General features: G+C 59.9%; 23 protein-coding genes and 1 tRNA gene. 14 read left to right on the top strand and 10 right to left on the bottom strand.

The window, feature by feature from the left end; all coding sequences use genetic code 11:
• Positions 1–80 precede the first annotated feature (80 nt).
• Positions 81–1,682, top strand: coding sequence for a succinic semialdehyde dehydrogenase (locus WKI89_RS00470; protein ID WP_337867248.1), 1,602 nt, complete (start codon positions 81–83; stop codon positions 1,680–1,682).
• Positions 1,683–1,786: 104 nt separating this feature from the next.
• Here the strand turns inward: WKI89_RS00470 and WKI89_RS00465 are convergent, their stop codons facing one another.
• The 3 genes from WKI89_RS00465 to WKI89_RS00455 form a co-directional block, all read right to left on the bottom strand.
• Entirely contained in the window at positions 1,787–2,428 is a 642-nt protein-coding gene (locus WKI89_RS00465) for an anti-sigma factor (protein ID WP_337867247.1), read from the bottom strand.
• A complete protein-coding gene (locus WKI89_RS00460; RefSeq protein ID WP_337867246.1) occupies positions 2,425–2,979 on the bottom strand; it encodes a sigma-70 family RNA polymerase sigma factor in 555 nt (184 codons plus the stop codon). The genes WKI89_RS00465 and WKI89_RS00460 overlap by 4 nt, the downstream gene beginning before the upstream one ends.
• Before the next feature lie 201 nt (positions 2,980–3,180).
• On the bottom strand, positions 3,181–3,600 hold the full coding sequence (locus tag WKI89_RS00455) for an OsmC family protein (RefSeq protein ID WP_337867245.1): 420 nt from the start codon (positions 3,598–3,600) through the stop codon (positions 3,181–3,183).
• 127 nt (positions 3,601–3,727) lie between these two features.
• Between WKI89_RS00455 and WKI89_RS00450 the strand changes: the two genes are divergently transcribed.
• A complete protein-coding gene (locus tag WKI89_RS00450; protein ID WP_337867244.1) occupies positions 3,728–4,552 on the top strand; it encodes a metalloenzyme in 825 nt (274 codons plus the stop codon).
• A 156-nt stretch (positions 4,553–4,708) separates the two neighbouring features.
• Here the strand turns inward: WKI89_RS00450 and WKI89_RS00445 are convergent.
• Positions 4,709–4,783, bottom strand: a tRNA-Thr gene (locus WKI89_RS00445).
• Between the two features lie 100 nt (positions 4,784–4,883).
• Here WKI89_RS00445 and rph point away from each other — a divergent pair.
• The 10 genes from rph (at position 4,884) to WKI89_RS00395 (ending at position 15,125) form a co-directional block, all read left to right on the top strand.
• Positions 4,884–5,600 (top strand): ribonuclease PH, encoded by a 717-nt coding sequence (gene rph / locus WKI89_RS00440; protein WP_337867243.1) that lies wholly within the window; start codon positions 4,884–4,886, stop codon positions 5,598–5,600.
• Positions 5,601–6,156: 556 nt separating this feature from the next.
• Positions 6,157–6,768, top strand: a complete 612-nt coding sequence (rdgB, locus tag WKI89_RS00435; RefSeq protein ID WP_337867242.1) for an RdgB/HAM1 family non-canonical purine NTP pyrophosphatase — start codon at positions 6,157–6,159, stop codon at positions 6,766–6,768.
• Between the two features lie 263 nt (positions 6,769–7,031).
• Positions 7,032–7,406: a hypothetical protein gene (locus WKI89_RS00430; RefSeq protein WP_337867241.1), complete on the top strand. Its 375-nt coding sequence runs from the start codon at positions 7,032–7,034 to the stop codon at positions 7,404–7,406.
• 12 nt (positions 7,407–7,418) lie between these two features.
• The gene (locus tag WKI89_RS00425) at positions 7,419–7,829 is read left to right on the top strand and encodes a thrombospondin type 3 repeat-containing protein (protein ID WP_337867240.1); all 411 of its coding nucleotides are present in this window, start codon (positions 7,419–7,421) and stop codon (positions 7,827–7,829) included.
• A gap of 62 nt (positions 7,830–7,891) precedes the next feature.
• Positions 7,892–8,593: an SDR family oxidoreductase gene (locus WKI89_RS00420; RefSeq protein WP_337867239.1), complete on the top strand. Its 702-nt coding sequence runs from the start codon at positions 7,892–7,894 to the stop codon at positions 8,591–8,593.
• A 419-nt stretch (positions 8,594–9,012) separates the two neighbouring features.
• The gene (locus tag WKI89_RS00415; RefSeq protein WP_337867238.1) at positions 9,013–10,215 is read left to right on the top strand and encodes a maltose ABC transporter substrate-binding protein; all 1,203 of its coding nucleotides are present in this window, start codon (positions 9,013–9,015) and stop codon (positions 10,213–10,215) included.
• A 255-nt stretch (positions 10,216–10,470) separates the two neighbouring features.
• Positions 10,471–11,505, top strand: a complete 1,035-nt coding sequence (locus WKI89_RS00410) for a S1C family serine protease (protein WP_337867237.1) — start codon at positions 10,471–10,473, stop codon at positions 11,503–11,505.
• Positions 11,506–11,680: 175 nt separating this feature from the next.
• Positions 11,681–13,021, top strand: a complete 1,341-nt coding sequence (locus tag WKI89_RS00405; RefSeq protein WP_337867236.1) for an aminotransferase class III-fold pyridoxal phosphate-dependent enzyme — start codon at positions 11,681–11,683, stop codon at positions 13,019–13,021.
• A gap of 175 nt (positions 13,022–13,196) precedes the next feature.
• Positions 13,197–14,702 (top strand): 4-alpha-glucanotransferase, encoded by a 1,506-nt coding sequence (gene malQ / locus WKI89_RS00400; protein ID WP_337867235.1) that lies wholly within the window; start codon positions 13,197–13,199, stop codon positions 14,700–14,702.
• A gap of 12 nt (positions 14,703–14,714) precedes the next feature.
• Entirely contained in the window at positions 14,715–15,125 is a 411-nt protein-coding gene (locus tag WKI89_RS00395) for a VOC family protein (protein WP_337867234.1), read from the top strand.
• Here WKI89_RS00395 and WKI89_RS00390 read toward each other — a convergent pair.
• The 4 genes from WKI89_RS00390 to WKI89_RS00375 are packed head-to-tail and all read right to left on the bottom strand — an operon-like array spanning position 15,112 to position 18,536.
• The gene (locus WKI89_RS00390) at positions 15,112–15,672 is read right to left on the bottom strand and encodes a 5-formyltetrahydrofolate cyclo-ligase (RefSeq protein WP_297561124.1); all 561 of its coding nucleotides are present in this window, start codon (positions 15,670–15,672) and stop codon (positions 15,112–15,114) included. The genes WKI89_RS00395 and WKI89_RS00390 overlap by 14 nt on opposite strands.
• Before the next feature lie 32 nt (positions 15,673–15,704).
• Entirely contained in the window at positions 15,705–16,745 is a 1,041-nt protein-coding gene (locus WKI89_RS00385) for a serine hydrolase (protein ID WP_337867233.1), read from the bottom strand.
• A gap of 23 nt (positions 16,746–16,768) precedes the next feature.
• Positions 16,769–17,371 (bottom strand): NAD(P)H-dependent oxidoreductase, encoded by a 603-nt coding sequence (locus WKI89_RS00380; protein WP_337867232.1) that lies wholly within the window; start codon positions 17,369–17,371, stop codon positions 16,769–16,771.
• Between the two features lie 43 nt (positions 17,372–17,414).
• Positions 17,415–18,536 carry an acyl-CoA dehydrogenase family protein gene (locus tag WKI89_RS00375; RefSeq protein WP_337867231.1) on the bottom strand — a complete coding sequence of 374 codons (1,122 nt, stop codon included), beginning with the start codon at positions 18,534–18,536 and terminating at the stop codon, positions 17,415–17,417.
• Between the two features lie 84 nt (positions 18,537–18,620).
• On the opposite strand from WKI89_RS00375, the gene WKI89_RS00370 reads away from it, so the two are divergent.
• Complete coding sequence (locus WKI89_RS00370) at positions 18,621–19,406, top strand: YdcF family protein (RefSeq protein ID WP_337867230.1); 786 nt, start codon at positions 18,621–18,623, stop codon at positions 19,404–19,406.
• Between the two features lie 49 nt (positions 19,407–19,455).
• Here WKI89_RS00370 and WKI89_RS00365 read toward each other — a convergent pair whose 3' ends face one another.
• Together WKI89_RS00365 and WKI89_RS00360 are read right to left on the bottom strand one after the other, a co-directional pair.
• Positions 19,456–20,499 carry a 2-oxoacid:ferredoxin oxidoreductase subunit beta gene (locus WKI89_RS00365; protein WP_337867229.1) on the bottom strand — a complete coding sequence of 348 codons (1,044 nt, stop codon included), beginning with the start codon at positions 20,497–20,499 and terminating at the stop codon, positions 19,456–19,458.
• A gap of 22 nt (positions 20,500–20,521) precedes the next feature.
• On the bottom strand, positions 20,522–22,345 hold the full coding sequence (locus tag WKI89_RS00360; protein WP_337867228.1) for a 2-oxoacid:acceptor oxidoreductase subunit alpha: 1,824 nt from the start codon (positions 22,343–22,345) through the stop codon (positions 20,522–20,524).
• A 118-nt stretch (positions 22,346–22,463) separates the two neighbouring features.
• Here WKI89_RS00360 and WKI89_RS00355 point away from each other — a divergent pair, with 118 nt between their 5' ends.
• A complete protein-coding gene (locus WKI89_RS00355) occupies positions 22,464–23,708 on the top strand; it encodes an amidohydrolase family protein (RefSeq protein WP_337867227.1) in 1,245 nt (414 codons plus the stop codon).
• Positions 23,709–23,717 lie beyond the last annotated feature (9 nt).

The following is a 23,717-nucleotide window of genomic DNA, read 5'->3' as shown; positions in this document are numbered from 1 at the left end:
AAGCGCTTTTATGCTTTGCCGACCTGGGTGTAGGAGGGGTATTGACTCGAGGATTTTTTCGGCCCACCATGGGTTTTAAGATGATTGAAACTGGACGGTTGCGGGTAATTAATCCCCCACGGGAGACCCCTCAGTTTACCCCTGAGCTGCTGGAACAACTGGCCCGGCGGGTCTTTGTGTCGGGTCAGGGCACTCCGCATACCCTGTACTCTCCTTTCGATGGAAAAGTGCTGGGGGTTATACCGTTGTGCAGTCCCGAGGACGTGCGCCAGGCCGTGGGGCGTGCCCGGCAGGCCCAGCCGGCCTGGGCCCGAATGGATGCCAGGTCTCGAGCCCGCATCATGCTGCGCTTCCACGATCTGCTGCTGGAGCGGCAAGCCGAGATCCTCGATCTGACCCAGTACGAAACCGGTAAAGCCCGCCGCGATGCCCAAGAAGAACTGCTGGACTCGGCCATTGTGGCGCAGTTCTATGCGACCAGGAGCCCAGGCTGGCTGCGCCCAAGGCGCACAGGTGGAACCTTTGTAGGCCTGACCCAGACCTGGGAACATCGCCATCCGGTCGGGGTGGTGGGGGTTATCTCGCCCTGGAATTATCCGCTGGTGATGGCGGTGAGCGAGCCCATTCCCGCGCTGATGGCGGGCAACGCGGTGGTGCTCAAGCCCGACCCCCAGACCACCTTTACGGCCCTCTGGATTCAGGCTCTGATGGAGGAAGCTGGTCTGCCCGGCGAACTTTTCCAAATTGTGACTGGGAGTGGCGAAGTAGGCGCAGCTCTGGTAGCTTCGGCAGATTTTATCGCCCTTACCGGCAGCACCCCCACTGGGCGCAAAGTCGCTCGCCAAGCGGGTGAGCGGTTGATTGGGGTAAGCCTCGAGCTCGGCGGCAAGAACCCCATGCTGGTACTGGAGGATGCCAACCTCGAGGCCGCCGTGGATGGCGCTATCCATGGGGCATTTGCCAATGCCGGGCAGCTTTGTGTCTCGCTCGAGCGTATCTATATCCACGAAAAAGTTTTCGATGCCTTTGCCCGACGCTTTGCTGAAAAAACCTCGACCCTGCGCCTGGGAGCCACCCTCGACCACCGCTCACAGATGGGTTCCCTGACCGTCCAGCGGCAGTTCGACACCGTACAAGCCCATGTACAGGATGCCCTGGCCAAAGGCGCAACCCTCCTTGCAGGCGGCAAGGCGCGACCCGATCTGGGTTCTCTGTTTTTCGAACCCACCGTTCTGACCAATGTCACACCAGAAATGCGCGTCCACAGCGAGGAAACTTTTGGCCCAGTGGTGAGCTTGTACAAGTTTAGCGACCTCGAGCGGGTGCTCACCCTCATCAACCACAGCGAGTATGGCCTCAACGCCAGCGTGTGGACCAAAGACCTTCGTAAAGGCCGCAAGGTGGCCTCGCGCATCCAGGCTGGAACAGTCAACATCAACGAGAGCTATGCCGCTGCGTGGGCCTCGATGGATGCGACCATGGGGGGCTTCAAGGCTTCTGGCCTGGGGCGTCGGCACGGCAAAGAGGGACTCTACCGCTTTACTGAAGTGCAGACCATCGCCATCGAGCGGTTGATTCCCATCACTGGGCCAACCTGGCTTCCCAGGGGCTGGTACGGGCGCATCGTAACGGTAGCCCTCAAAAGCTTCAAGTGGCTCACCCGTTGGTGGTATCGGGTGTAGATTATCGCACTCTTCACAGACGTTGCCTCCCATCCGGGAGGCAACTGTGCTGTGCAGAACCCTGCAATTGAGTTGTGAGCGGCTCAATAATTGTGAAGAGCGCTCTATGAGGTGGGTACCCGGCCCAGCGGTTGGGTAGGTTGGGGACTACCGCCAGGGGGCTCGAGGCTCACCCCCATCAGGTCGAAGCCCTCGTAGTTGGTCTCAAAAACCCGCCCCGAGAACACCCCCAGTGAAACCGGTGGTTCGCCGCCTTTGCGGCCCCAGGCCTGATAAACCTTGCCGCGGGGTGGTGGCTCGCGCAGTACCATTAGACATGGCCCCTCTTCCCGCCAGAGCATGGTGCCAAAGGCTTGGCCTTGGTCGTTTTTGATGGGCTGCCACTTTACCTCGGGGTCGCTCAGCCAGCGGGCCAGCTTGGCCTGCTCTTCAGCCAAAGCCTGATAGCGGCGGTATTGCTCAACGCCCCATCCACCTAAACCCAGCCCCACCAGCACCACCGCCACTGCAACCCAGCGCAAGAAATCCCGCCTGGGAAAAGCCTTACGCCGCACCTGGGCCCAGAGCCGGGGAGGCGGTGTTACCGGCGGAAGGCTTTCGGGCAGCTTGAACAACGCCGCCCGAAGCTCGGCAAGCTCGGCTTGAAGCTCGGGAGAGGTTTGCAAGGCCTGCTCGAGCCGGACTTTTTCCTCGCCTTCCAGGAGGTCCAGCGCGTAGTCGGGTAGTAGTTCACGTAGGCCTGTCATGTTTCCTCCGAGACCGCTGTCCCCCCCAGGTACTCGCGCAGTTTGAGCAGGGCCCGACGCAGCCGGGTTTTGACCGTACCCAAAGGCAAGTGGTGGCGCTCGGCCAACTCGCTATGGCTGTAGCCGTCGTAAAAGGCTTCCTCCAGCAATTTGCGGTCGGTGGGCTCGAGCCTACGAAGCGCCCGGCTGACCAGAATCCGGTCGGTGGGATCGTCCTCACGCCATATCCCCAACTCTTGTTCGGGGTTGTGCAGGTCGTGATCTTCAACTTTTTGTGGTCTGGCACCCCGGCTGCGCAGGCGCGACAGGGCAAAATTCCGCCCGATGGTAAACAAAAAAGCCGTCACGCCACCGCGCTCAGGCTGGTAGCGGGCAGCTTCCCGGTAGAGCTGAACAAAACTGTCTTGCAAGATCTCTTCGGCCTCCTCACGGCTTTGGAGCATCCGCAGGAGAAGGGCGTACAGCGAGGGGCTATAGCGACGATATAGCTCTTCCAAGGCACGCTCATCCCCCTGGGCGAGGCGCGACATCAGGGCAATGTCTGACTCCACGCCTCTATTCAACACTACGCCGAGCGCTGGCGCTATAGATGTTCAAGCAAGTTAAATACCCAAGCTAGAGCTGGCAGAGTTCATGGGCATTTGCTGTACGACTAGCGTTTTGTTGCCGACATTTACCAAGCCCAATATCGGGAGGTTCGGGCCGATCATTCCTCCTCTAGGCCGCCCAGATGGGGTAATTCAGGTTCCCGCTTAGACCAAGCGTGCTTCAAGGGTAATCTCGGGTACTGCCGCCAAGGCTTTGGAAATGGGGCACTTGGCCTTGGCTTCCTGGGCCAGTTCCTGGAACCTGTCCGCACTGATGCCCGGTACCTTGGCCACCATCTGCAGTTCGATTTTGGTGATGGTGGGGCCATCTCCTAGGTGCACTTTGGCGGTAGCCTCGAGTTCTTCGGAGGGGGTATTGTTATTGGTCAAAAGGGCCGATAAAAACATGGCATAGCAGCCCGCATGGGCCGCCCCGATTAGTTCCTCGGGGTTGGTCTCAGTACCGTCTGCAAAACGCGAGGCCCAGGTATAGGGCCCTTCATACACCCCACTCTCGAGCTTCAGGTGGCCTTTACCTTCTTTCAAAGTACCTTTCCAGACTGCGTTGGCCGAACGTACTGGCATAGTATGGCTCCTTTCACCCACTATTCTGCCAATACCAACGCCGTCTAAGCTGTGTTACAGGTTGCAAGTGCAGAAGAGCAGAACATGCTCATTTGACCTTTCCTGTCCTAAAGCGCACAATGCCCTGGTGCTGGCTTTCTTGTTTGTGGATGGGTTAGGGCTCTCCCATGATCCCAGAAGCCCACTACTGCGCTTGAATTTGCCCAACCTGCGGGCTTTGAGTGGTGGGTTCAGTGGTCAATCCTTTAGCCAAGCCAGTTTGGCCTATCGCGTTTTGGATGCAAGGCTTGGGGTAGAGGGCCTGCCCCAGTCGGGAACCGGCCAGACTGCTTTGCTGACCGGGCTCAATGCAGCCCAAATTCTGGGTTACCACCAGGGGCCACATCCCCTGAGTAAGCTACAGATATTGTTGCGGCAGGATAGTATCCAGATCTGGGCAGCCCGTCAGGGCTTGAGGATTTTGCACGCCAACGGCTACCGGCAGGAATACCTGGGAAGGGTGATGGGCAGCCGTCGTAATCTGCTTTCAGCCTTTGGCTTCGCCGCCAAGGTGGCCGAACTCGAGCTCCTGCCCCTAGATCATCCCCAGGCCCTATTGCCTGCTTTTTGGCCCAAACCCCAAGCCGAGGGCCAACGCTTTGCCCGGATTGCCGAAGAGTATGACCTCACCATTCTCGAAAACTGGGCTCTCGACTACTCGGCCCACCGGGCGCAGGACAAGCTGGAGGATCGGTTTATTGAACTAGACCGTTTTTTGGACGGCTTTCTAAATGCCAATCCACAGGCCACACTGGTACTTACTGCCGACCACGGCAATGCTGAAGAATCCTGGCACACCCAACACACCTATAATCCTGTGCCCCTCGTCGTTTACGGCCCACTAGCAAACTCGGTTCCAGCTATGAATTCGCTGACCAGCTTGGTGCCTTGGATCAAGCAACAACTGGCATAGGCTGGGAAGAATAAAGGCGGCTTAGACCCAAAATTGGGAGACTCTTCAAAATAACAGGGCCACCCGGAGTTGGGATTTGCCTATCTTGAATGGAACAGATGCTGCCTGGATGGGCGGCATCCTATGTGAAGAACGAGACAGGGGGCGTGGGCTAGTTGGAGCCGGTGGTCGGACTTGAACCGACGACCGCTCGATTACGAATCGAGTGCTCTACCGCTGAGCTACACCGGCACGCTGGGTTATTTTAGCGACAAAGGGCCGGGGGCACAACCCCTCGAGTTAGCGACAGCAGCTATGGCTTAAGCCCCTCTCTGGTGGTAAAGTCACGGCGATGAGCCGGAAAGACGGACGACAAGCCCACGAACTCCGCCCCCTGTCGGTTCGGGTGGGTTATGTTCACTATCCTGAGGGCTCGGCCCTGGTAGAACTGGGGAATACCCGGGTGTTGGTGAACGTCTCACTCACCGAAGGTGTACCCCGGCATGTCTCGGGGCGCGAAGGCTGGTTGATGGCTGAGTACAACTTGTTGCCCCGTTCTACCAAAGAGCGCAAGGAGCGCGAGCGGCAGAAAATCTCGGGCCGTACCGCAGAGATTCAGCGGTTTTTAGGCCGGGCCTTCCGGGCTGCGCTGGACTTGAGCTTGCTGCCGGGCAAGACGATAGTGATTGATGCTGATGTCATCCAAGCCGATGGCGGAACCAGGGTGGCCTCGTTGTTGGGGGGTTATGCAGCCCTGCACATGGCCATGGATCGGCTGGTGAACCAGGGCAAGATTGATGAATGGCCCCTGACCGAGTTTGCTGCCGTCAGCGTGGGTTGGATGGGCGAAAACTCGCTGTTGCTCGACCTGACCCAGATCGAAGATGAGAATGCCTGGGCCGATCTGACGGTGGTTGCGACACAATCCGGCGACATCATCGAGTTGCACGGGGCTGGAGAGGGCCGCCCGGTGCCCAAGGCAACCTATCAGGCCATGCTGGAACTGGGACTGACCCAAATTCCCGAGATGGTGCGACGGGTGCATGGACAGCTACGAAACCGTGGCTGATGGGAGGCTAAGCTGTGTCCTAGTTCTCCGGTAATCCTGGGATGGATTTGCCTCCCTTAATATATGGTAGTTGCTTTGAGCGCGTCATTTTGGGAACTTCACTGCATATCAATCCTTAACTTGTAGCAAGAGCGCTTTCCACGAATACCCAGTACAACGGTTTTGGTTGTGCTGGGTAAATTACGCTGCACGCTGTGCGACGTATCGCGGTTCCCTCTATTTTTGACGCTAGGACTAGCGGCAAAAAACGAGTTCAACACAGTTCTTTGACTTTTGAGGATTGCAGGATTCTTTCCGAAAACTGCTCTAGTTGTAGCAACTGTGATCAGTTTGTCAAATCTCCGAGGCCCGTCTGCCCAGCCTCACTTTGGCGGCGCAGTACCCCAGATGTGCGCAGGGCCGAAATCAGTAAAAAACATATCTTGGAAGTGCAGGCCGATGTGGGGTAGGGAAGAGGGGGTGGGTCGTGGCTGCTTGCCATTGGTTCACAGCTCTGGGCGTTGCCAACTGCCCATAATCCCTCCTTTTTATTCAATCTATGGTTAAGATGATTTAGATGCGTCTGTTGATTGCCACTTCCAACCCAGGCAAGTACCGCGAGATCAAGGAAGGGCTTGCTCCGTTGGGTTGGACGCTGTTTTCCTTGCTCGACTATCCCTTCAAGATGCCGCCTGAGGAGGGCTCTACTTTCGAAGATAATGCGGTGCTGAAGGCAGCTTTTGCGGCCAAGCACAGCGGCATGCCCACCCTGGCTGATGACTCGGGGCTGGAAGTGGTGATCCTGGGGGGCGAGCCGGGGGTGTACTCGGCCCGCTATGGCAACAAAAAAACCGACACCGAGCGCAATGTGTATTTGCTCGAGCGCCTCAAAGGAATTCCTGTCGGCGAGCGCAAGGCCAAGTTTGTGGCCGTGGTGGTGATTGCCTACCCCGATGGTTACATGGAGCTCTACCGTGGCGAGACCGAGGGAGAGATTCTCGAGGCCCCTAGGGGGGAATGGGGCTTTGGCTATGATCCCTTGTTTTACCTGCCCGAGGTGGGCAAAACCTTTGCCGAGATGACCCTGGAGGAAAAAGCTGTGCACTCCCACCGGGGCAAGGCCCTGCGGATGCTGGTAGAGGCCCATAGGTTTGGACTTCCCCGCAAAGAGCAGCCGATTCAAGAATAGGTCTACAGCCGCCCAGTCAGCTCTTCAGTCCACTGCTGGCCTCTTGGCCGTGATCTACGTAGCCGACATGAATCCAAAGCCGCTACGCATGCGTAGCTTGGGTTGGAGGCCACAACATGAGACGATGTTAGCGGATACCAGTGCTTTGTTGGTTTTAGGCTAGAGGCTGGTTGGGTCATCGGTTCACCGGGGTTAAGGAGAGCTCAAGGGTTTTCCTTGTCCAAACCCACACTTGGCCTGAGGGGCTTTTGTAAGTTAAGGCTATGCGAATTATCGGCCTCGTGATCCTGATGATTTTGTTGGCGTCGTGTACCGAGTCGAGCAATCCCAGCCCCGATTCCTGTCAGGTGATTAGGATGGTCAGCACACAGACCGGTTTTAGGCTTGCCAACACCAACAGCCCGAATGTGATCACTAAGGTTGGAGGATGCATCGAGTTTGTCAACGACGATCCAAATAGTGTGCACAATGCCCAGAGTCGTCCAGGTATACCTAACAACCTAGCCTTTAACACGCCAATTCTGGCACGCGGTGAAAGTCAAAAAGTGTTTTTCAATATCGCGGGGGAGATTGAATATATCTGTGGAGTTGGTAGCCACGCTACCACCATGAACGGTAGAATCACGGTGCAGCCCTAAAAGGAGGCTACAATGCGTAAGGTTGGTTTTTTGGTACTGGTGTTGGCAGTGGCTTTGTTGCCTTTGGTGCAGGCTCGAGGGCCCTATCGGTTGCAAGCCATTACGCAGTTCAACCTTGTTGCCGATCGTGGGGACGTACGCACGGTTAGTTGTCAGTATTGCCACGTCAATGCCAATGGCGGGGCCCCGTGGAATGGATTTGGCAATGAAGTTCGGTCTAACTTCAAGGGCAACATCGGCGAAGCCCTATACGAAACGCTCAAAGCCATGAAAGACTCCGATGGCGATGGCTATGCCGATGTGCTCGAGGTGTTTGCCGGAACCTTGCCCGGCGATGCCAACAGCAAGCCCTTAGTGACCGCACAGTTCCTTATGCAGAGCCTGGAAAAGGCTGGTGGGGTAGATATTTACAAACCCAAGTAAAGGCAGGTGAATCGTGTGGGCGAACCTTGTGTTCGCCTGCATTTTTTGTGCAGTATTGATCTATGTCAAAACTCCGTGGGAAAGTGGCTCTCGTCACCGGAGCCTCCTCTGGAATTGGCCTCGAGATTGCTAAGCAACTGGTTGTTAATGGCGTGGGGGTGGGGCTTTTTGCCCGTAGCCAAGCCAAATTGGTTCGCCTTGCAGGGGAATTGGGTAGCAGTATAGCTTTGCCCGGCGATGTGACCCGCTACGAGGATTTGGAGCGGGCCGTACAGCAGCTCGAGGTCCATTTTGGCGGTCTGGACTATCTTATCAACAATGCCGGGGTGGGTATTTTCAAGCCCGTGCACGAGCTTACCCCGGAAGAGTGGCAGCAAGTGCTGCAAACCAACCTAACCGGGCCTTTTTTTGCAACCAGGGCGGCCGTACCGACGATGCAGAGGCGGGGCGGGGGCCACATCATCAACATCGGTTCCCTTGCCGGGAAGAATGCCTTTGCCAACGGCGCGGCCTACAATGCCAGCAAGTTTGGTCTGCTGGGCTTTTCCGAGGCCTCTATGCTCGATTTGCGCTACTACGGTATTCGTGTTACCAGCATCTTGCCTGGTTCAGTAGACACGCCCTTTGCTGGAAACACCATGGGTGCCCCCTGGAAAATTCAACCTCAGGATATTGCCCAGGCGGTGCTGTATTTACTACAAAGTGATCCCCGCGTCATTCCGAGCCAGCTCGATCTGCGCCCCAGTCAGCCCCCCAGGAAGTAAGTTGTTTGTATTCCCTAATTATGCGATGTGACCAGAAGTATTCGGCGAGTTGTAGTAAGCTCCCGAAGTTACTCTGTTGGCTACGGACGTGTTGCAGTGATATCGGACGTACCGATGGGTTTTTGGTAGCAGTGGACAATTGTCCTGGATGCGGGTTTCTCGAGGCCTTCATGGCCAACTCATCAAAAGCCAATCCAAGACGCAAGTCTTGACATGACCTTTAGTTGTGTTTTGGGGTGATTCCAGACGCTTTACTTAGTCCGAGATTGTAGTAAGATACCTATTGACGCAGAAGGCAGAAGGTCTAAAAGTGACGTTTAGAACACTATGGAAACGCTGCCAGAGACTGCTGTCGAGGTGCAAAGCAAGCCATGTCTTGACCCACTGTCGAGGCGATGGCTTGAAACTAGGAGGAGGACATGAAAAAAGGTCTCTTGATTGCAGCCGTGGCGGCCCTCGGTTTGGTGGGCTCGGCGATGGCCCAGGGCAGGCTCACCGTCTGGACGCACTACGGTGGCCCCGAGTTGGCCTGGCTCAAGCAAACTGCTGACAGTTTTAGAAGGAGCAGCGGAACTCAAGTGGATATCGTCGAAGTGCCTTTTGGCGATATCCAGAACAAGTTCATCCTGGGAGCACCCCAGGGTCAGGCTGCCGATCTGGTGGTAAGCATCCCCCACGACTGGGTAGGTGCTATGGCCGCAGCGGGTGTGTTGGAGCCTATGGGCAAGTACGCAACCAGCAGCTACATTCAAAGCCTCTCGGATGTGGCGGTGGATGCGCTCACCTACCGCAACCAGCTTTTCGCGCTGCCCATGTTCGCCGAGTCGGTGGCCCTGATCTACAACAAAAAGCTGGTCAAGGAAGCCCCCAAGACCTGGGACGAGTTCCTCAAAATCGCCCAGGAAAACACCAAGGGTAACTCCTTTGGCTTCCTCTACGACCTGGCCAACCCCTACTTCAACTATGGCTGGTTTACGGCCTATGGGGCCAGCGTATTTGGCCGCACGGCCCAGGGCGTGGATGCCAGCCAGACCCGCCTAGGTGGGGATGCGGGCAACCGTGCAGTGAGCTTCATCAAGGACCTGCGTTACCGCTACCGCCTGATTCCCGAGGGAGTGGACTACGGCGTGGCCGATAGCGCCTTCAAAGAAGGTGCCCTGGCCATGATTCTCAACGGCCCCTGGGCGATTGGCGACTACAGAAAAGCCAACATTGACTTCGGCATCGCGCCCATGCCCAACCCGCCTGGTGGTGGGCAGTGGCGCCCGTTTGTGGGTGTGCAGGGTGTGGCCATGAACGCCTACTCGCGCAACAAGACCGCGGCAGCCAACTTCGCCAAGCTGCTGGTGAGCACCCAGAACCAGGTGGCCTTCAACAAGGCCGGTGGCCGTCTACCGGTTTCCAAGCAGGCCGTACAGCAACTGCGCAACGATCCGGTTGTGGCTGGTTTTTCGGCCACCATCGCGTTGGGTTCGCCCATGCCTAACATCCCCGAGATGGGTAAGGTCTGGGGGCCCTGGGGCAATGCGCTTTCCCAGGCAGTTCAAAGAACCGATACCAACGTAGCTCAAATCGTGACCGCAATGGTGGCGGAAATTAACCGGGGTCTTTCAGGCCGCTAGAGCGCTCTTCACAATTATTGAGCCGCTCAAAACCCAATTGCTGGGTTCTGCACAGCACAGTTGCCTCCCGGATGGGAGGCAACGTCTGTGAAGAGCACGATAAGTCTTCCTGCCCAAAACCTCCTCCAAGTGGAGGAGGTCTTTTTGTTGGGAAATATGAGAGCAAAAAGTGTGCATTCCAACATCGAAATCCGGCGTGGATAAGCTACTCTTTTTTTTATAGCTGCGCACTGGCGCATCCAAAGGAGATTACAAATGCGGCGTTCATGGTTGATCTTTGCGGTGGTGGCCTATTTGGGCACTTTGGCTGCGGTGATCCAGGCTCAACCGGCACAGGCTCCCCGTACCCTGACCGCCGAAATCAGAACTGCCCTCGAGCAAGTCTATACCCGCACCCTCCCGGCTGCAGTACGTATCGAAACGGTTCCAGAAGGCACTGGCTCCGGCTTTTTTATCAGTGCCGATGGACTGGTCATGACCGCCTACCACGTGATTGAAGACACCCGCAGCTTCCGGGTGATCAACTCCAACAACCAATCGTTCGCCGCCGAGCTGGTGGGCTACGATGAGTTCCGCGACATCGCTATTTTGCGGGCCAGGGTGAATGGGCCAGTGTCCTTTTTAGGGCTCGAGACTGGCCAGGGCCCCCGCATGGGAGAGCCTTTGCTGGCCGTAGGGAACTCGAGGGGCGATTTTATTGCACCACGTTACGGGCTGGTCAATACCGTCGATCGCGATATTTTCCCATTTTTCAACTCTATCGCGATCTCCACTACCATCCCGCTTGCCCCGGGCGACTCGGGTGGCCCGGTGGTCAACCAAGCTGGGCGGGTGGTTGCAGTGGTGGTGGCGATTGGTCAGCCCAACGGGGTATTTGAGAGCTATCTGTCTCCCTTGCTGGGTCTAAGCGATGTGATTACGCAACTTCAGTCAGGCCGCAAACGCGATGTGCCCTATATTGGGGTGCAGCTTTTTCAGATAGACGACGAAACCGCAGCTACCTTGCGCATCCCCAGGGAAGGGGTTTTGATCCAGGGTCTGCTGCGCGGTGGGGCCGCCGAGCAGGCGGGTTTGCGCGGCTTTGCCATTCGGCGTGAGAACGGTCGGGAAGTCTACGAGTTTGACGTGATCCTCGAGGCCGATGGGCGTCCTTTTAACAATGTCACCGAGCTCCAGCGCTACATACGTAGCAAAGAGGTGGGTGACACCGTTGTCCTTACGGTGCGGCGGGGGCAGCAGATTCTCAAGGTAGAACTGCGGTTGACCCCCAATCCCACGCGGCGTAGCTAGGTCAGACCTCATTGGTCACCGATAAAACTATAACGAGCCCTGATGGTTGCAGATAAATAAAAAATATTTTACATCTAACACAAAAGACTTATGTTCTTTGACACTTTGACCATTGCCTCTGCCTGAGCAGAGGGCTACCATTGAGACTATCTAAACGCGTAGGGGAGGCTTCGGTATGGAACGCTCGACCAGGGAAGTCATTCAGGAAAACCGCGACTACACCTTGTTTTCGTGGTCGGTGCAAAGCGCCGCCAATCCCATCCACATGACCCGCTCCAAGGGCGTGTGGTTTTGGGACGGCGACGGCAACCAGTGGATTGACTTTAGCAGCCAGCTTATCAACATCAACGTAGGACACCAGCACCCCAAGGTGCTCGAGGCCATTAAGCGTCAGGTGGACGAACTGTGCTTCGCCGGCCCCAGCTTCGCTACTGAGCCCAGGGGTGTGCTGGGCAAAAAGCTGGCCGAGGTCACGGGCCTAGCCAAGGCCTTCTACACCCTGGGTGGCTCCGAGGCCAACGAGAACGCCATGAAGATGGCCCGACTCTACACCGGGCGCGACAAGATCATCACCCGCTACCGCAGCTATCACGGGGCTACCATGGGTAGCATGACCGCCTCCGGCGATCCGCGGCGCTGGCCGGTGGAGCCGGGCATTCCGGGCATCGTGCGGGCCTTCGATCCCTATTGCTACCGGTGTCCCTTTGGCAAGACCCCCGACTCCTGCAAGCGCGAGTGCGTGAGCCACATCGAAGAGATTATCCAGATGGAGGGGCCGCACACCATCGCGGCAATTTTGGTCGAGGGCATCACCGGCTCCAACGGGGTGCTGGTGCCACCCGACGACTACTACCCCAAACTGCGGGCGCTGTGTGACAAGTACAGCATCTTACTGATCACCGACGAGGTGATGAGTGGTTTTGGGCGCACCGGCAAGTGGCTGGCCACGCAGCACTACGGTATCAAGCCCGACATCATCACCGCCGCCAAGGGCCTCACCAGTGGGTATATGCCGCTGGGCGCGGTGATTGTGAGCGCCCCCATCGCCGAGTTCTTCGAGAAGAACATGCTGTGGGGCGGCCTGACCTACTCCGGACACCCCCTCTCCTGCGCGGCGGCGGTGGCCAACATCGGCGTCTACGAGGAGGAGCACCTCTTTGAAAATGTAGAAGTTCAAGGTGCTTACTTGGCCCAGCGGTTGGAAGCCATGCGACGCAAATATGCCTGCGTGGGCGATGTGCGCTACAAGGGTCTTTTCAGCATCATCGAACTGGTGCGTGATAAAGCCACCAAAGAACCCCTGGCTCCCTTCAACGGCACCAGCCCCGAGATGACCAAGCTGGCTGCGCACCTCAAGGCCAAGCACCTTTACACCTTCGTTCGTTTCAACACCGTGATGATCTGCCCGCCTTTAGTCATCAACAGGGAAGAGCTAGATTACGGTCTCGCCATCATCGAAGAAGCGCTGGCGCTGGTGGACAAGGAACTAGGGGTGGTGGGGGCTGCCGCAGACTGAAGGCAGGATCGGGGGCTTCCAGGCAACAGCACCGCAAGGCAAAAATCCTGTAGAAAGCGGCCTCGCTTAGAGTGAGGCTGCTTTTGACTTTATCTGCGGTGTTTCTAAAACCCGGTGGGATATCTTGATAGAAGCGCTTCCATTATTGGAATGGGTGGGATAAGCTACTCCTGCTATGAAAATTGAGCGTTCGTTTGGGATTCTGCTCCATCCCACCAGCTTTCCCGGTCGGTGGGGGATTGGGGCATTGGGCCGGGAAGCGGAGCGGTTTTTAGACTGGTTGGCTTCTACCGGGGCTAAGTGGTGGCAGGTGTTGCCCCTTGGTCCCACCAGCTATGGCGACTCGCCCTACCAGTCCTTCTCGGCTTTTGCGGGCAATCCCTACCTGGTAGACCCAGAGATGCTGATTGGAAAGGGTTGGCTGGAAAAAAGTGAGGAGCCACCTGCCTACCCTGCTGGTAGTGTGAATTATGGCTGGCTCTACGAGACCCGCTGGCCCCTCTTGAGACGGGCATTCACCGGGTTTCAGGCCAAGGCTTCTGCCCAGGACAAGGCTGCACTGGAGGCATTTATCCAGGCCGAGCAGGGCTGGTTGGAAGACTTTGCACTGTTCATGGCCCTCAAGACCCGCTTTGGTGGCAAACCCTGGAACGAATGGAGCCCCGAACTGCGCGATCGCAAGCCAGCCGCCCTGGCCAAAGCCCGCGAAGAGCTAGCCTATGATGTAGCCCTGCACGAGTGGATTCAGTGGTTGTTTTACTCCGAATGGAGTAAAACCAAGGCCTATGCCGAATCCAAAGGGATTCAGATTATCGGAGATATGCCCATCTTTGTGGCCTTTGATTCCTCGGATGTCTGGGCCAACCCGCAGTACTTCTACCTCGATCCAGATGGCAACCCTACGGTGGTGGCGGGTGTGCCGCCGGACTACTTTTCCGAGACCGGCCAGCTCTGGGGCAACCCGCTGTACCGCTGGGACGTGATGGAGCAGGAGAACTTTGCCTGGTGGGTTTCGCGCATCCAGCAGTCCCTCAAACAGTGCCATCTGGTGCGGATTGACCACTTTCGCGGCTTCGAGGCCTATTGGGAAATACCCTTTGGCATGCCCAATGCCATCAAAGGTCGGTGGGTTAAGGCACCAGGAGAAAAGCTCTTTCGAGCGGTGCGGGCAGCCTTGGGGGATGCGCCGATTATTGCCGAAGACCTGGGGGTCATCACACCCGAGGTGGAAGCCTTGCGGGATGGCTTTGGTTTTCCGGGTATGAAGATCATCCAGTTCGCCTTTTCCGATGAAGCCAACGTCTTCTTGCCGCATAACTACCCCAAACATGGCAATGTGATTGTGTACAGCGGAACCCATGACAACGACACCAGCCTGGGTTGGTTCCGCACTGCGCCAGAAGCCGAGTTGGTGTTCATGCGAGACTACCTGACCCGCTACGGTATTCGATGTTTATCGGAATATGAGGTGGCTGGGGCTTTTATCGAGCTGGCCTTCAAAAGTCCGGCCCATCTGGCGGTAGCGCCGCTGCAGGATGTGTTCGGCCTGGGCACTGAGGCCCGTATGAATTTTCCCGGAAAACTGGGAGGTAACTGGTCGTGGCGCTATGCTGAAAACGATCTGGACGCAGGGGTTGCTGCCGGACTTAAGGCCTTGGCCCAAGCCAATAACCGCTTGTAGCCGGGGGTGTGGATGAAGATTGCAGGGGTACTCGAGACCTGCTTGTATGCGACCGACCTCGAGGCTGCCAGAGGCTTCTACCAGGGTCTTTTGGGTATGGAGCTTTTCGCCGAGCAGCCGGGCCGGCATCTGTTTTTTCGGGCCGGGCCGGGGGTCTTTTTGGTCTTCAACCCCCAGGCCACCCAGCAGGAAACCGTTCTGCCGCCGCATGGGGCCGAGGGCAGCGTGCATGTGTGTTTCCGGGTAGCAGCCGAGGAACTGCCAGGCTGGGCCGAGCGCCTCGAGGCCCACGGCTACCCCGTCACCTGGGCCGAGTGGAAAGCCGGCCCCAGCCTGTACGTGCGCGACCCTGCCGGCAACCTGGTGGAGCTGGCCCCTGCCGCAATATGGGGCCTGCCCGACGGCCACCTCAAACCCCAATGATCTGATGGGGGGTGGCGATCAGGTCTACCCTTCGTTCAGGCTGGCAGGGCAGCTCATCAAAAATCATCAGGGTATGGGCCAGGGTGACCCAGGGCGCGGCCACCTGCAGGTCTTTGTAGGGGAAGCCGTACCCCTTGCCCAGCCAGTTGCGCGCTTCGTCCACCGCCACGCTCCCCACCAGCACCAGGTCTATGGTGGTTTCTTTTAGCTCGATGGGTTTGCCCAGTTGGGCCACTTCCCGCACCCGTTTGAGCTGGTGGGGTAAGAGGCCCTCGAGGCTCAAGTACCGCCCAGCTTTGTCGGGGTGGGGCATGAGGACGATTTTGCCGGACTTCAAAGCTGCCTCGCGCAGCGGCTTAAGCACCTGGTCGGGGCCGGCCAGGATCACCGTGGCCAACTGCCACAGCCGGAGGCCCATCAAGCGCTCGGCGGCGCGGCTGGCCCCCACAAAGTTGGGATGGTGTCCGTGGGGTGGGGTGGGGTAGGTGGCGGCCCGGTGCTGGGCCAGGGCGTTCCAGACCAGTTCGCGTACTTCACCTTGCGTCACGGCGGCAGTCTAGCGCATCCGGCGGCTTTGGGCTAACCCTGCCCGGTCAAGAGCAGGCGCAAAAAAACAGCATCGGAGAAGGCAGTTCGGCGCCCGGCCAGGCTTTCGACAATGCCCTCGGCCTGCCGCACCACCACCAGCTTGAGCTGGCGGCTGATGTAGAGGCGCTGGTCGCCCGCGCCGGCGGCGATGACCAGGTCGTCGGGGAGGCCGGGGGTGTCGGCCAGCGAGTCAATGTCCTGTCCTACGCGTCCAATGGCCGCGCGCTGGGCCGGGCTGATGGGGCGTCCCAGCCACCAGGTCAGGCCGTAGATGGGGTTGACCCTCGAGGGCTCAAAACACTTTTGCAGCAGCGCCTTGTCCACCACCTGCTGGCCCTGCCAGCGCCCGCCCTGGCGCACCAGCTCACCGAACTTAGCCCAGTTGCGCGCGGTCAGGAAGGCTCCGGAGGGCAGGTGGGGGTGGCCGTCGGGCCCCCGGCGCCAGAAGGCGTACTCCAGGCCAATCGGTTTGAAGATGCGGTTTGTGAGGTACTCGAGGGGGTCGCCCTTGAGCTTGCGGTGCATCAACTCGCCAAAAATCTGAAAGGGGATGGGGCCGTAGGAAAAGCGGGTGTCGGGCGGGGCCTCGGCGGGGGTCTCGAGGGCGGCCTGGTAGGTGGGGGGGCGGGCCAGCTCGCCGCCGGGAATGCCGCTGGTGAGCTGCAAGAGCTGGCGCAGGTTGATTTGCGAACGCCAGGGGTCGCCCTGCCACTCGGTCAGGGTCTGGGCCAGGGGTTCTTCCAGCGAGAGGAGGCCGTCCTGCACAGCGGCCACGGCCATGACGCCGCTAAAGCTCTTCGTGCCGCTGGCCAGTTCGTGGGCGCGGGTGGGGCGGCCCCGGCCCGGATAATCCTCGAACAGGATCTGGCCGTCCACCATCACCAGCAGGGCGATGCCGCGGTTCTGGGCCGAGTATAAAGCGGCCAGTTTGTGGTGGCGGGGGTTGCTGGGGTTTGGGGTGGCCTGTGCAAAGGCAGAGGGGCCAGTTAGCAGGGCCGAGGCCAGGCCTTTGAGCACGGTGCGGCGGTGCATGGGGGTAGCTTAGGCCCGATGGCTTAAGTCGAGCTGAAGCGCAGGGGCTCGAGCTCGGGGAGCCTTTTTAGGTGCTCGCGGAAGGCCTCGAGGGTGGCTTTACGCTCGGCCTCGCTCATCTCGCCCGGCCCGTAGGCGATAAAGGGGGGCAGTACCTCCAGGCCACAGTAGGCAAAAATGCCGTAGTGGATGGGCTCGAGCACCCGCATCAGGTCGCGCTGGGGGGCCTGGCGAAAGTAGTCTTCGCGGGCCCCCACGGTCAGGCTGAGCAGGGCTTTTTTGCCCCGCAAAAGGCCGTTCTCGAAACTGTGTTCGTCATCATAGGCAAACCCGTAGGCAAAAACCCGGTCAATCCAGCCCTTCATGATGGCCGGCATCCCGTACCACCAGTCGGGAAACTGAAACAACAGCAGGTCGGCCCGCCGCACCTTCTCGATTTCGGGCTGGATGTCTTGCAGGTCGCCCTGCAGTTCCTGGGCGCTCAGCACCGGGTTGAAGCGCATGGTGTAAAGATCGGAAAGGAGAATACTGTGCCCGGCCTGGCTCAGGGCCCGCACCGCCAGGTCGCGCAGGGCGGCGTTGAAGGAGTTGGGGTTGGGGTGGGCATAAATGATCAAGACATTCATCGGCACAAAGCCTACGGCCAAGGGCCCCAGGGCTGCAACGGGTTTAGCGGTAAAGTTCCCGGGCGATGACCAGCTTCTGAATTTCGCTGGTGCCCTCGTAAATCTCGGTGATTTTGGCGTCGCGGTAGTAGCGCTCTACCCGGTACTCGCGGTGGTAGCCGTAGCCCCCTAGCACCTGCACGGCCTCGCGGGTTACGCACACGGCCACATCGGAGGCAAAGAGCTTGGCGGTGGAGGCCTCGAGGGTGTACTTTTCGCCCCGGTCTTTTTTGGTGGCGGCTTCCAGCACCAGCGCCCGGGCGGCGGCTATGCGGGTGTGCATCTCGGCCAGCTTGAAGCCCACCCCCTGGAATTCCCGAATCTTCTGACCGAACTGGGTGCGCTCATCGGCGTACTGCCGGGCAATCTCGAAGGCCGCGCGGGCCATCCCCACCGCCTGGGCGGCAATGCCGATGCGCCCCGAGTCCAGTCCAGCCAAAGCCTGGGCCAGCCCGCGCCCCTCCTGGCCCAGAAGGTTCTCTTCGGGTACAAAAACCCCCTCGAAGCGCAGCTCGCAGGTGTGGGCGGCGTGCAGTCCCATTTTTTCCTCGGGGCTGCCAAAGCTGAGGCCGGGGGTGTCTTTTTCCACAATAAAGCTGCTGATGCCGGCCTCACTGCGGGCCATCACCACATACACCTGGGCCTGTCCGCCGGAGGTGACCCAGCTTTTGAGGCCGTTGAGTTCCCAGCCGCCGGGCACTTTCTGGGCCGAGAGCTTGAGGGAGGCCGGGTCGGAGCCGGCGTGGGGCTCGGTGAGGGAGAAGGCCCCAATCCACTCGCCGCGGGCCAGGGGCACCAGATACTTCTTTTTTTGCGCCTCGCTGCCGAAGCGGTTCAGCATGTACTGGGGCAGGCCGGAGGTGACCGAGAGAATCACCGCCACGCTGGGGTCGGCAGCGGCGATCTCCTCCATGGCCAAAGCCCAGGTGACCGCGTCGAGCCCGGCCCCACCCCAGGCCTCGGGGGTGGTCATGCCCAAAAGGCCGAGCTGGGCGAGCTGTCTGAGCTGGGGCCAGGGGTACTGCCCCGTGCGGTCGTACTCAGGGGCCATCGCCCACAGCACCTCGCGGGAGACGGCCCGTACCATGTCCAGCACCATCTTCTGATCGGTGGTCAAAACGGCCATGAATATATCGTATCATGCGTTTCGTGCATAAAAAGCGTCATAAAACGAGAATGGGAACGGTAGCGGAACGATAAGATGGTCGCGATGCCAGGATTATCGGTGCGACTGCTAATTGCTGGGGGACTGAGCCTGCTGCTTTTGCCGCTAGGGCTGGTGATCAACCCCGAGCTGGGCCTGGGGCCGCTGGTGGGGCTCTGGCTGGGCGGAACGCTGCTGGGAGGGTGGGGCCCCACTTTCCGGGTTTTGCTTGGAGGCAGTGTGTTATGTGCGCTGCTTATTGCGGCGGTGGTGTTTACCCCGCTCACCAGGGTGTTGACAGAGGGCTTGATTGTGAACGAAGTCCCGCAAAAAGCCGACCTGATTGTGGTGCTGGGGGGTGGGATGCACTGCGGGGCGGGGGAGCTCGAGGCCTCCTCGCTGGCCCGGCTGGAGAAGGGCCTCGAGCTCTGGCGGGCCGGGTATGCCCCCCGCATCACCCTCTCCGACACGGTGGGGGAGATTTTTGGCGACGCCCGCTGCCCTTCGCTGGGCCGGGTGGCCGCCCAGCGGGTGCAGGCGTTGCACGGGGACGAAGGCCCGGAGATTCTTTTTTTGCCCCAGATGCGCACCACCCGCACCGAGGCGCTGGCGGTGGCCGAGCTGGTCAGGGCTCGAGGCTACCGCCGGGTGCTCCTGGTGACCACGCCCACCCACAGCCGCCGGGCGGTGGGGGCCTTTCGCAAGCTGGGATTGGAAGTGGTGAGCGTGGTTTCCACCGAGCCCCGTTTCGATATGACCCTCACCAAGTCCGCTGACCGGCTGCGCGCCCTCACCCCAGTGACGCGGGAATACCTGGGTCTGTTGACATATGGCCTACGCGGCTGGTTATAGCAAGTCTGGTTGCGCTTTTCCGATGGCTTCTTCGGCCCGCCGCTCGATGCTATCGGTAGCTCTGCAAAAACTGCTGCAAGGCTGCTTGACTAGGCCGCAACTGCTCGGTGCTTAAGCGGGAGAGCGGTGTGTTGAGTTCTTCTACCTCGGCCAGGCTGGGCCGCTCGGGGTTGTAGTAGATGAGGCCGGTGATGAACTCCCCGGTCTCCTGGGCCCGCTGGAGGCGCTCCAGGGCTGCTAGCTTGTTGGTGGGGTCGTAGTCGTGGTCCAGGTTGCGCAGGCTAATCAGGGAGCCGTCGTGCAGCCGCACCGTGCGGAACTCGCCGGGCTGCAAGGGCTCGATGGCAATTTCCTCGGCGTAGGGGATGAAGCCCAGCTCGTGCAGGGGCTGTTCGTGCTTGGTGCCGTAGCCGTAGCTCTTGGGGCTGTCGTCCTCATTGTTGAAGGCCACGCAGGGGCTGATGATGTCGAGCAGGGCGGTGCCCCGGTGGGAGAGGGCGGCCTTGAGCAGCTCGCGCACCTGTTTGGCGTCGCCGGCAAAACTGCGGGCCACAAAGCCGCACCCGGCGATGATGGCTTCCATGCACAGGTCTACCGGGGGAAACTCGTTGTGGCCGGCGTATTTGAGCTCGAGGCCCTCTTCCGCGGTGGCCGAGAACTGCCCCTTGGTGAGACCGTATACGCCATTGTTCTCCACGATGTAAACCATCCGCACGTTGCGGCGCATCAGGTGTTTGAACTGGCCCATCCCGATGCTGCCGGTGTCGCCGTCGCCCGAGACCCCAATGGCCTTCAGGGTGTGGTTGGCCAAAAGGGCCCCGGTGGCCACACTGGGCATCCGCCCGTGCAGGGCGTTGAAGCCGTGGGACATGCCCAAAAAATAGGCCGGCGACTTGGACGAGCAGCCGATGCCCGAGAGCTTGATGATCTGGTGGGGCTGTAGGTTAAGCTCGAAGGCGATTTGCACGATCTGGCTGGCGATGGAGTTGTGGCCGCAGCCTTTGCACAGGGTGCTGGGGCTGCCGTCGTAGTCTTTTTTGCTCAGACCCACCGCATTGAGCTTGATGGTGGAGGCTGGGTTGAGGTTTTCCATAGGATCATCCTCTGGCTTGCTTTTATGCGTTGGCTTCTGCTTGCAACAGGCGCTCTTGCACCCAGCGGGCCGTGAGGGGTAGCCCGTCCAGGTATGCGATGGAGTGAATCCGCGCGGCGTAATCGGGCATCTCGGCCCGTAGGATGCCGCACATCTGCCCGTCGTGGTTGAGCTCGATGACGTAGACCCGCTCGTGGGCCGCCACAAAATCGCGCACCTGCTGGTTGATGGGCAGGGCTCGCAGGCGCAAAAAGCTGGTGGGGAGCTGGGAGGCCAGCCGGTCGCGGGCCTCCTCGATGGCGTAGCGGGTGGTGCCGTAGGCAATCAGGCCCACCTTGGCCGAGGGGTGGTGATCTATGGCGGGGGCGGGCACCAGGTTGCGGGCGGTCTCGAACTTGCGGGCCAGACGGGCCATGTTGCGTGCCCAGTCGTCGGCGCGCTCGCTGTACTGGGCCTGCTCGTTGTGACCACTGCCACGGGTGAAGTAGGCAGCCAGGGGGTGGGGGGTGCCGGGCAGGGTGCGGTAGGGGATGCCGTCGCCGTCCACATCTTTGTAGCGGGCAAAGCCGCCCAGGGCCTCGAGCTCTTCCGCGTTCAGCACCTTGCCGCGTTGCATAGGCTGGTTGGGGTATTCAAATGGTTGGCCCATCCAGTTGTTCATGCCCAGATCCAGGTCGGAGAGCACGAACACCGGCGTCTGGAGCTGCTCGGCCAGGTCCAGCGACTTCCAGCCAAACTCGAAGCATTCCTCGATGGAGGAGGGGAACAGGATGGGGTGTTTGGTGTCGCCGTGGCCCAGGGTGTAGGCAAAGGCAACATCCCCTTGGCTGGTGCGGGTGGGCAGGCCGGTGCTGGGGCCTACCCGCTGGATGTCCCAGATCACCGCGGGAATCTCGGTGAAGTAGCCATAGCTCACAAACTCGGCCATCAGGCTGATGCCGGGGCCGCTGGTGGCGGTGAGGGCCCGGGCCCCTGCCCAGCCCGCCCCCATCACAATGCCCGCCGCGGCCAGCTCGTCCTCGGCTTGAATCACAGTGTAGGTGGGATGGCCGTTTTCATCCTTGCGCAGTTTGGGCAAAAACTCCCGCAGGGCATCCATAAAGCTGGTGGAGGGGGTAATGGGGTACCAGGCGGCCACGCTCACCCCGCCGAACACTGCGCCTAAGGCCCCGGCCTCGTTGCCGGTCATGATGACCAGGCCCTCGGTCTGGTTCATGGGCTCGAGGCGGAACGGGTCTTGCTTGTGCAGGTTCTCGGTGGCCCAGGTGTGGGCCCGGCGTACCACCTGCATATTGCTTTCCACCAGCTTTGGGCGGTAGTCGAACTGCGCACCCAGGGCTTCCTCCACCACCTCCAGCGACACCCCCAGCATCCAGGCCACCACCCCCACGTAGGCCATGTTGGCGATGTAGGGTTTGCGTTTGACCGGCACGTCAATTCCAGCGATCAGCTCGCCGACCGGAACCGGGTAATAGGTGATGTCGTTGCGCTGGGGCAGGTTCTTCAGGTCGGCGTTGTAGATACATACCCCGCCGCTGGGTAGCTCCTGCAGGTCTTCGTGGGCGGTGGCGGGGTTGAAGGCCACCAGTATTTCCGAGGGCTTGCGGGCGATGTAGCCCTCGTGGCTCACCCGGATGTGATACCAGGTGGGAAGCCCCTGGATGTTGGAAGGAAAGATATTTTTGCCATGAACCGGTATGCCCAGCTTAAAAAAAGACCGCAACAGCGTAAGGTTTGCGGTCTGACTACCGGTTCCGTTGGCGGTGGCTACCACTAGAGAAAAGTCGTTGATGATGGGTGTAGGGGTTGCCAGGCCCGCCTCCTGCTGTCGTTCCAGAACGTTCATAGCACCTCCTAGTGCTTGGTTCTCATATCCTATCGGAAAACCATGAGGTAGTTGAGTGACTTTAAGCCCTATTTCATGGGAAAAATAGTACAAACGCATTAGGATGTTAGACTTGCCCGTGTCGCCTATAACCCTCCTCCAAAACGCCAACGTGCTGGACGTAGAGAGCGGCGTGCTTTTGCCCAATCAGCGGGTGGTGGTGCAGGGCGGCCTGATAGAGCGCCTCGAGCCCATGCACCTAGAAGCCCCCGAGGCCCGGGCCGCCGGGGTGGTACAGATTGACTTAGGGGGTAAAACCCTCCTGCCAGGGCTGATTGATGCTCACGTGCACGTGCTGGCCTGGACGGCCAACCTACGCGAACTGCACAACGCCTCCCCGCACTACAACGCTCTGCAGGCCGCCGAGATTATGCGGGCCATGCTCCTGCGCGGCTTTACCACCGTGCGGGACGCGGCTGGGGCCGACTTTGGCCTCAAGCGGGCCGTCGAGGAAGGGCTGATAATGGGGCCACGGCTTTTTATCTGCGGGCGGGCCCTGAGCCAGACCGGGGGCCACGCCGACAGCCGGGCGGCGGGCGAGATCGCAGTCGAGACCGTTAGCACCCCGGTGGCCTTTGGCCGGGTGGTGGACGGGGTGTCCGAGGTGCGGCGGGCGGCCCGCGAGGAGATCCGCCGCGGGGCCGACCAGATCAAGCTGATGCTGGGGGGCGGCATCGCCTCGCCCACCGACCGCCTAACCAACGACCAGTTTTCCCTCGAGGAGATCCGGGCCGCGGTGGAGGAGGCCGAGATGGCCGACCTGTACGTGATGGCCCATACTTACACCGCCCGCGCGGTCAACCGGGCCCTGCGCGCGGGGGTGCGGAGCCTTGAGCACTGCAACCTGATTGACGAGTCCAGCGTCGAGCTATTCTTGCAGCACGAGGCCTGGATGGTGCCCACCCTCATCACCTATCAGGCCCTGGCCCAGGAGGGGGTGGCGGCGGGCCTGCCCAAGGAGGTGGCCTACAAAATTGACCTGGTGCTCGACAAGGGGCTGGCCGCGCTGGAGATGGCCTATAAAGCCGGGGTGAACCTGGCCTACGGCACCGACCTGTTGGGGGCCATGCACCGGCACCAGCTCGAGGAGTTTGCCATCCGGGCGCAGGTGCAGCCCAACCTCGAGGTCATCCGCGGCGCGACCCTGTATGCGGCCCGGCTGCTACGGGCCGAGGGGCGGCTGGGGGTGGTGGCGCCGGGTGCATACGCCGACCTGATTGTGGTGGATGGAAACCCGCTCGAGGACATCCGCGTCCTCACCAACCCAGAGCGTCACCTCAAACTGGTGATGAAGGGCGGAACCCCACACCATCGAGCCTTGTGATGGGGTTGC

The organism is Meiothermus sp. (assembly GCF_037443965.1).
GTDB lineage: Bacteria > Deinococcota > Deinococci > Deinococcales > Thermaceae > Meiothermus.
Note: the sequence above shows the minus strand (reverse complement) of the source record. Positions and strands in the feature narration are given on the sequence as shown.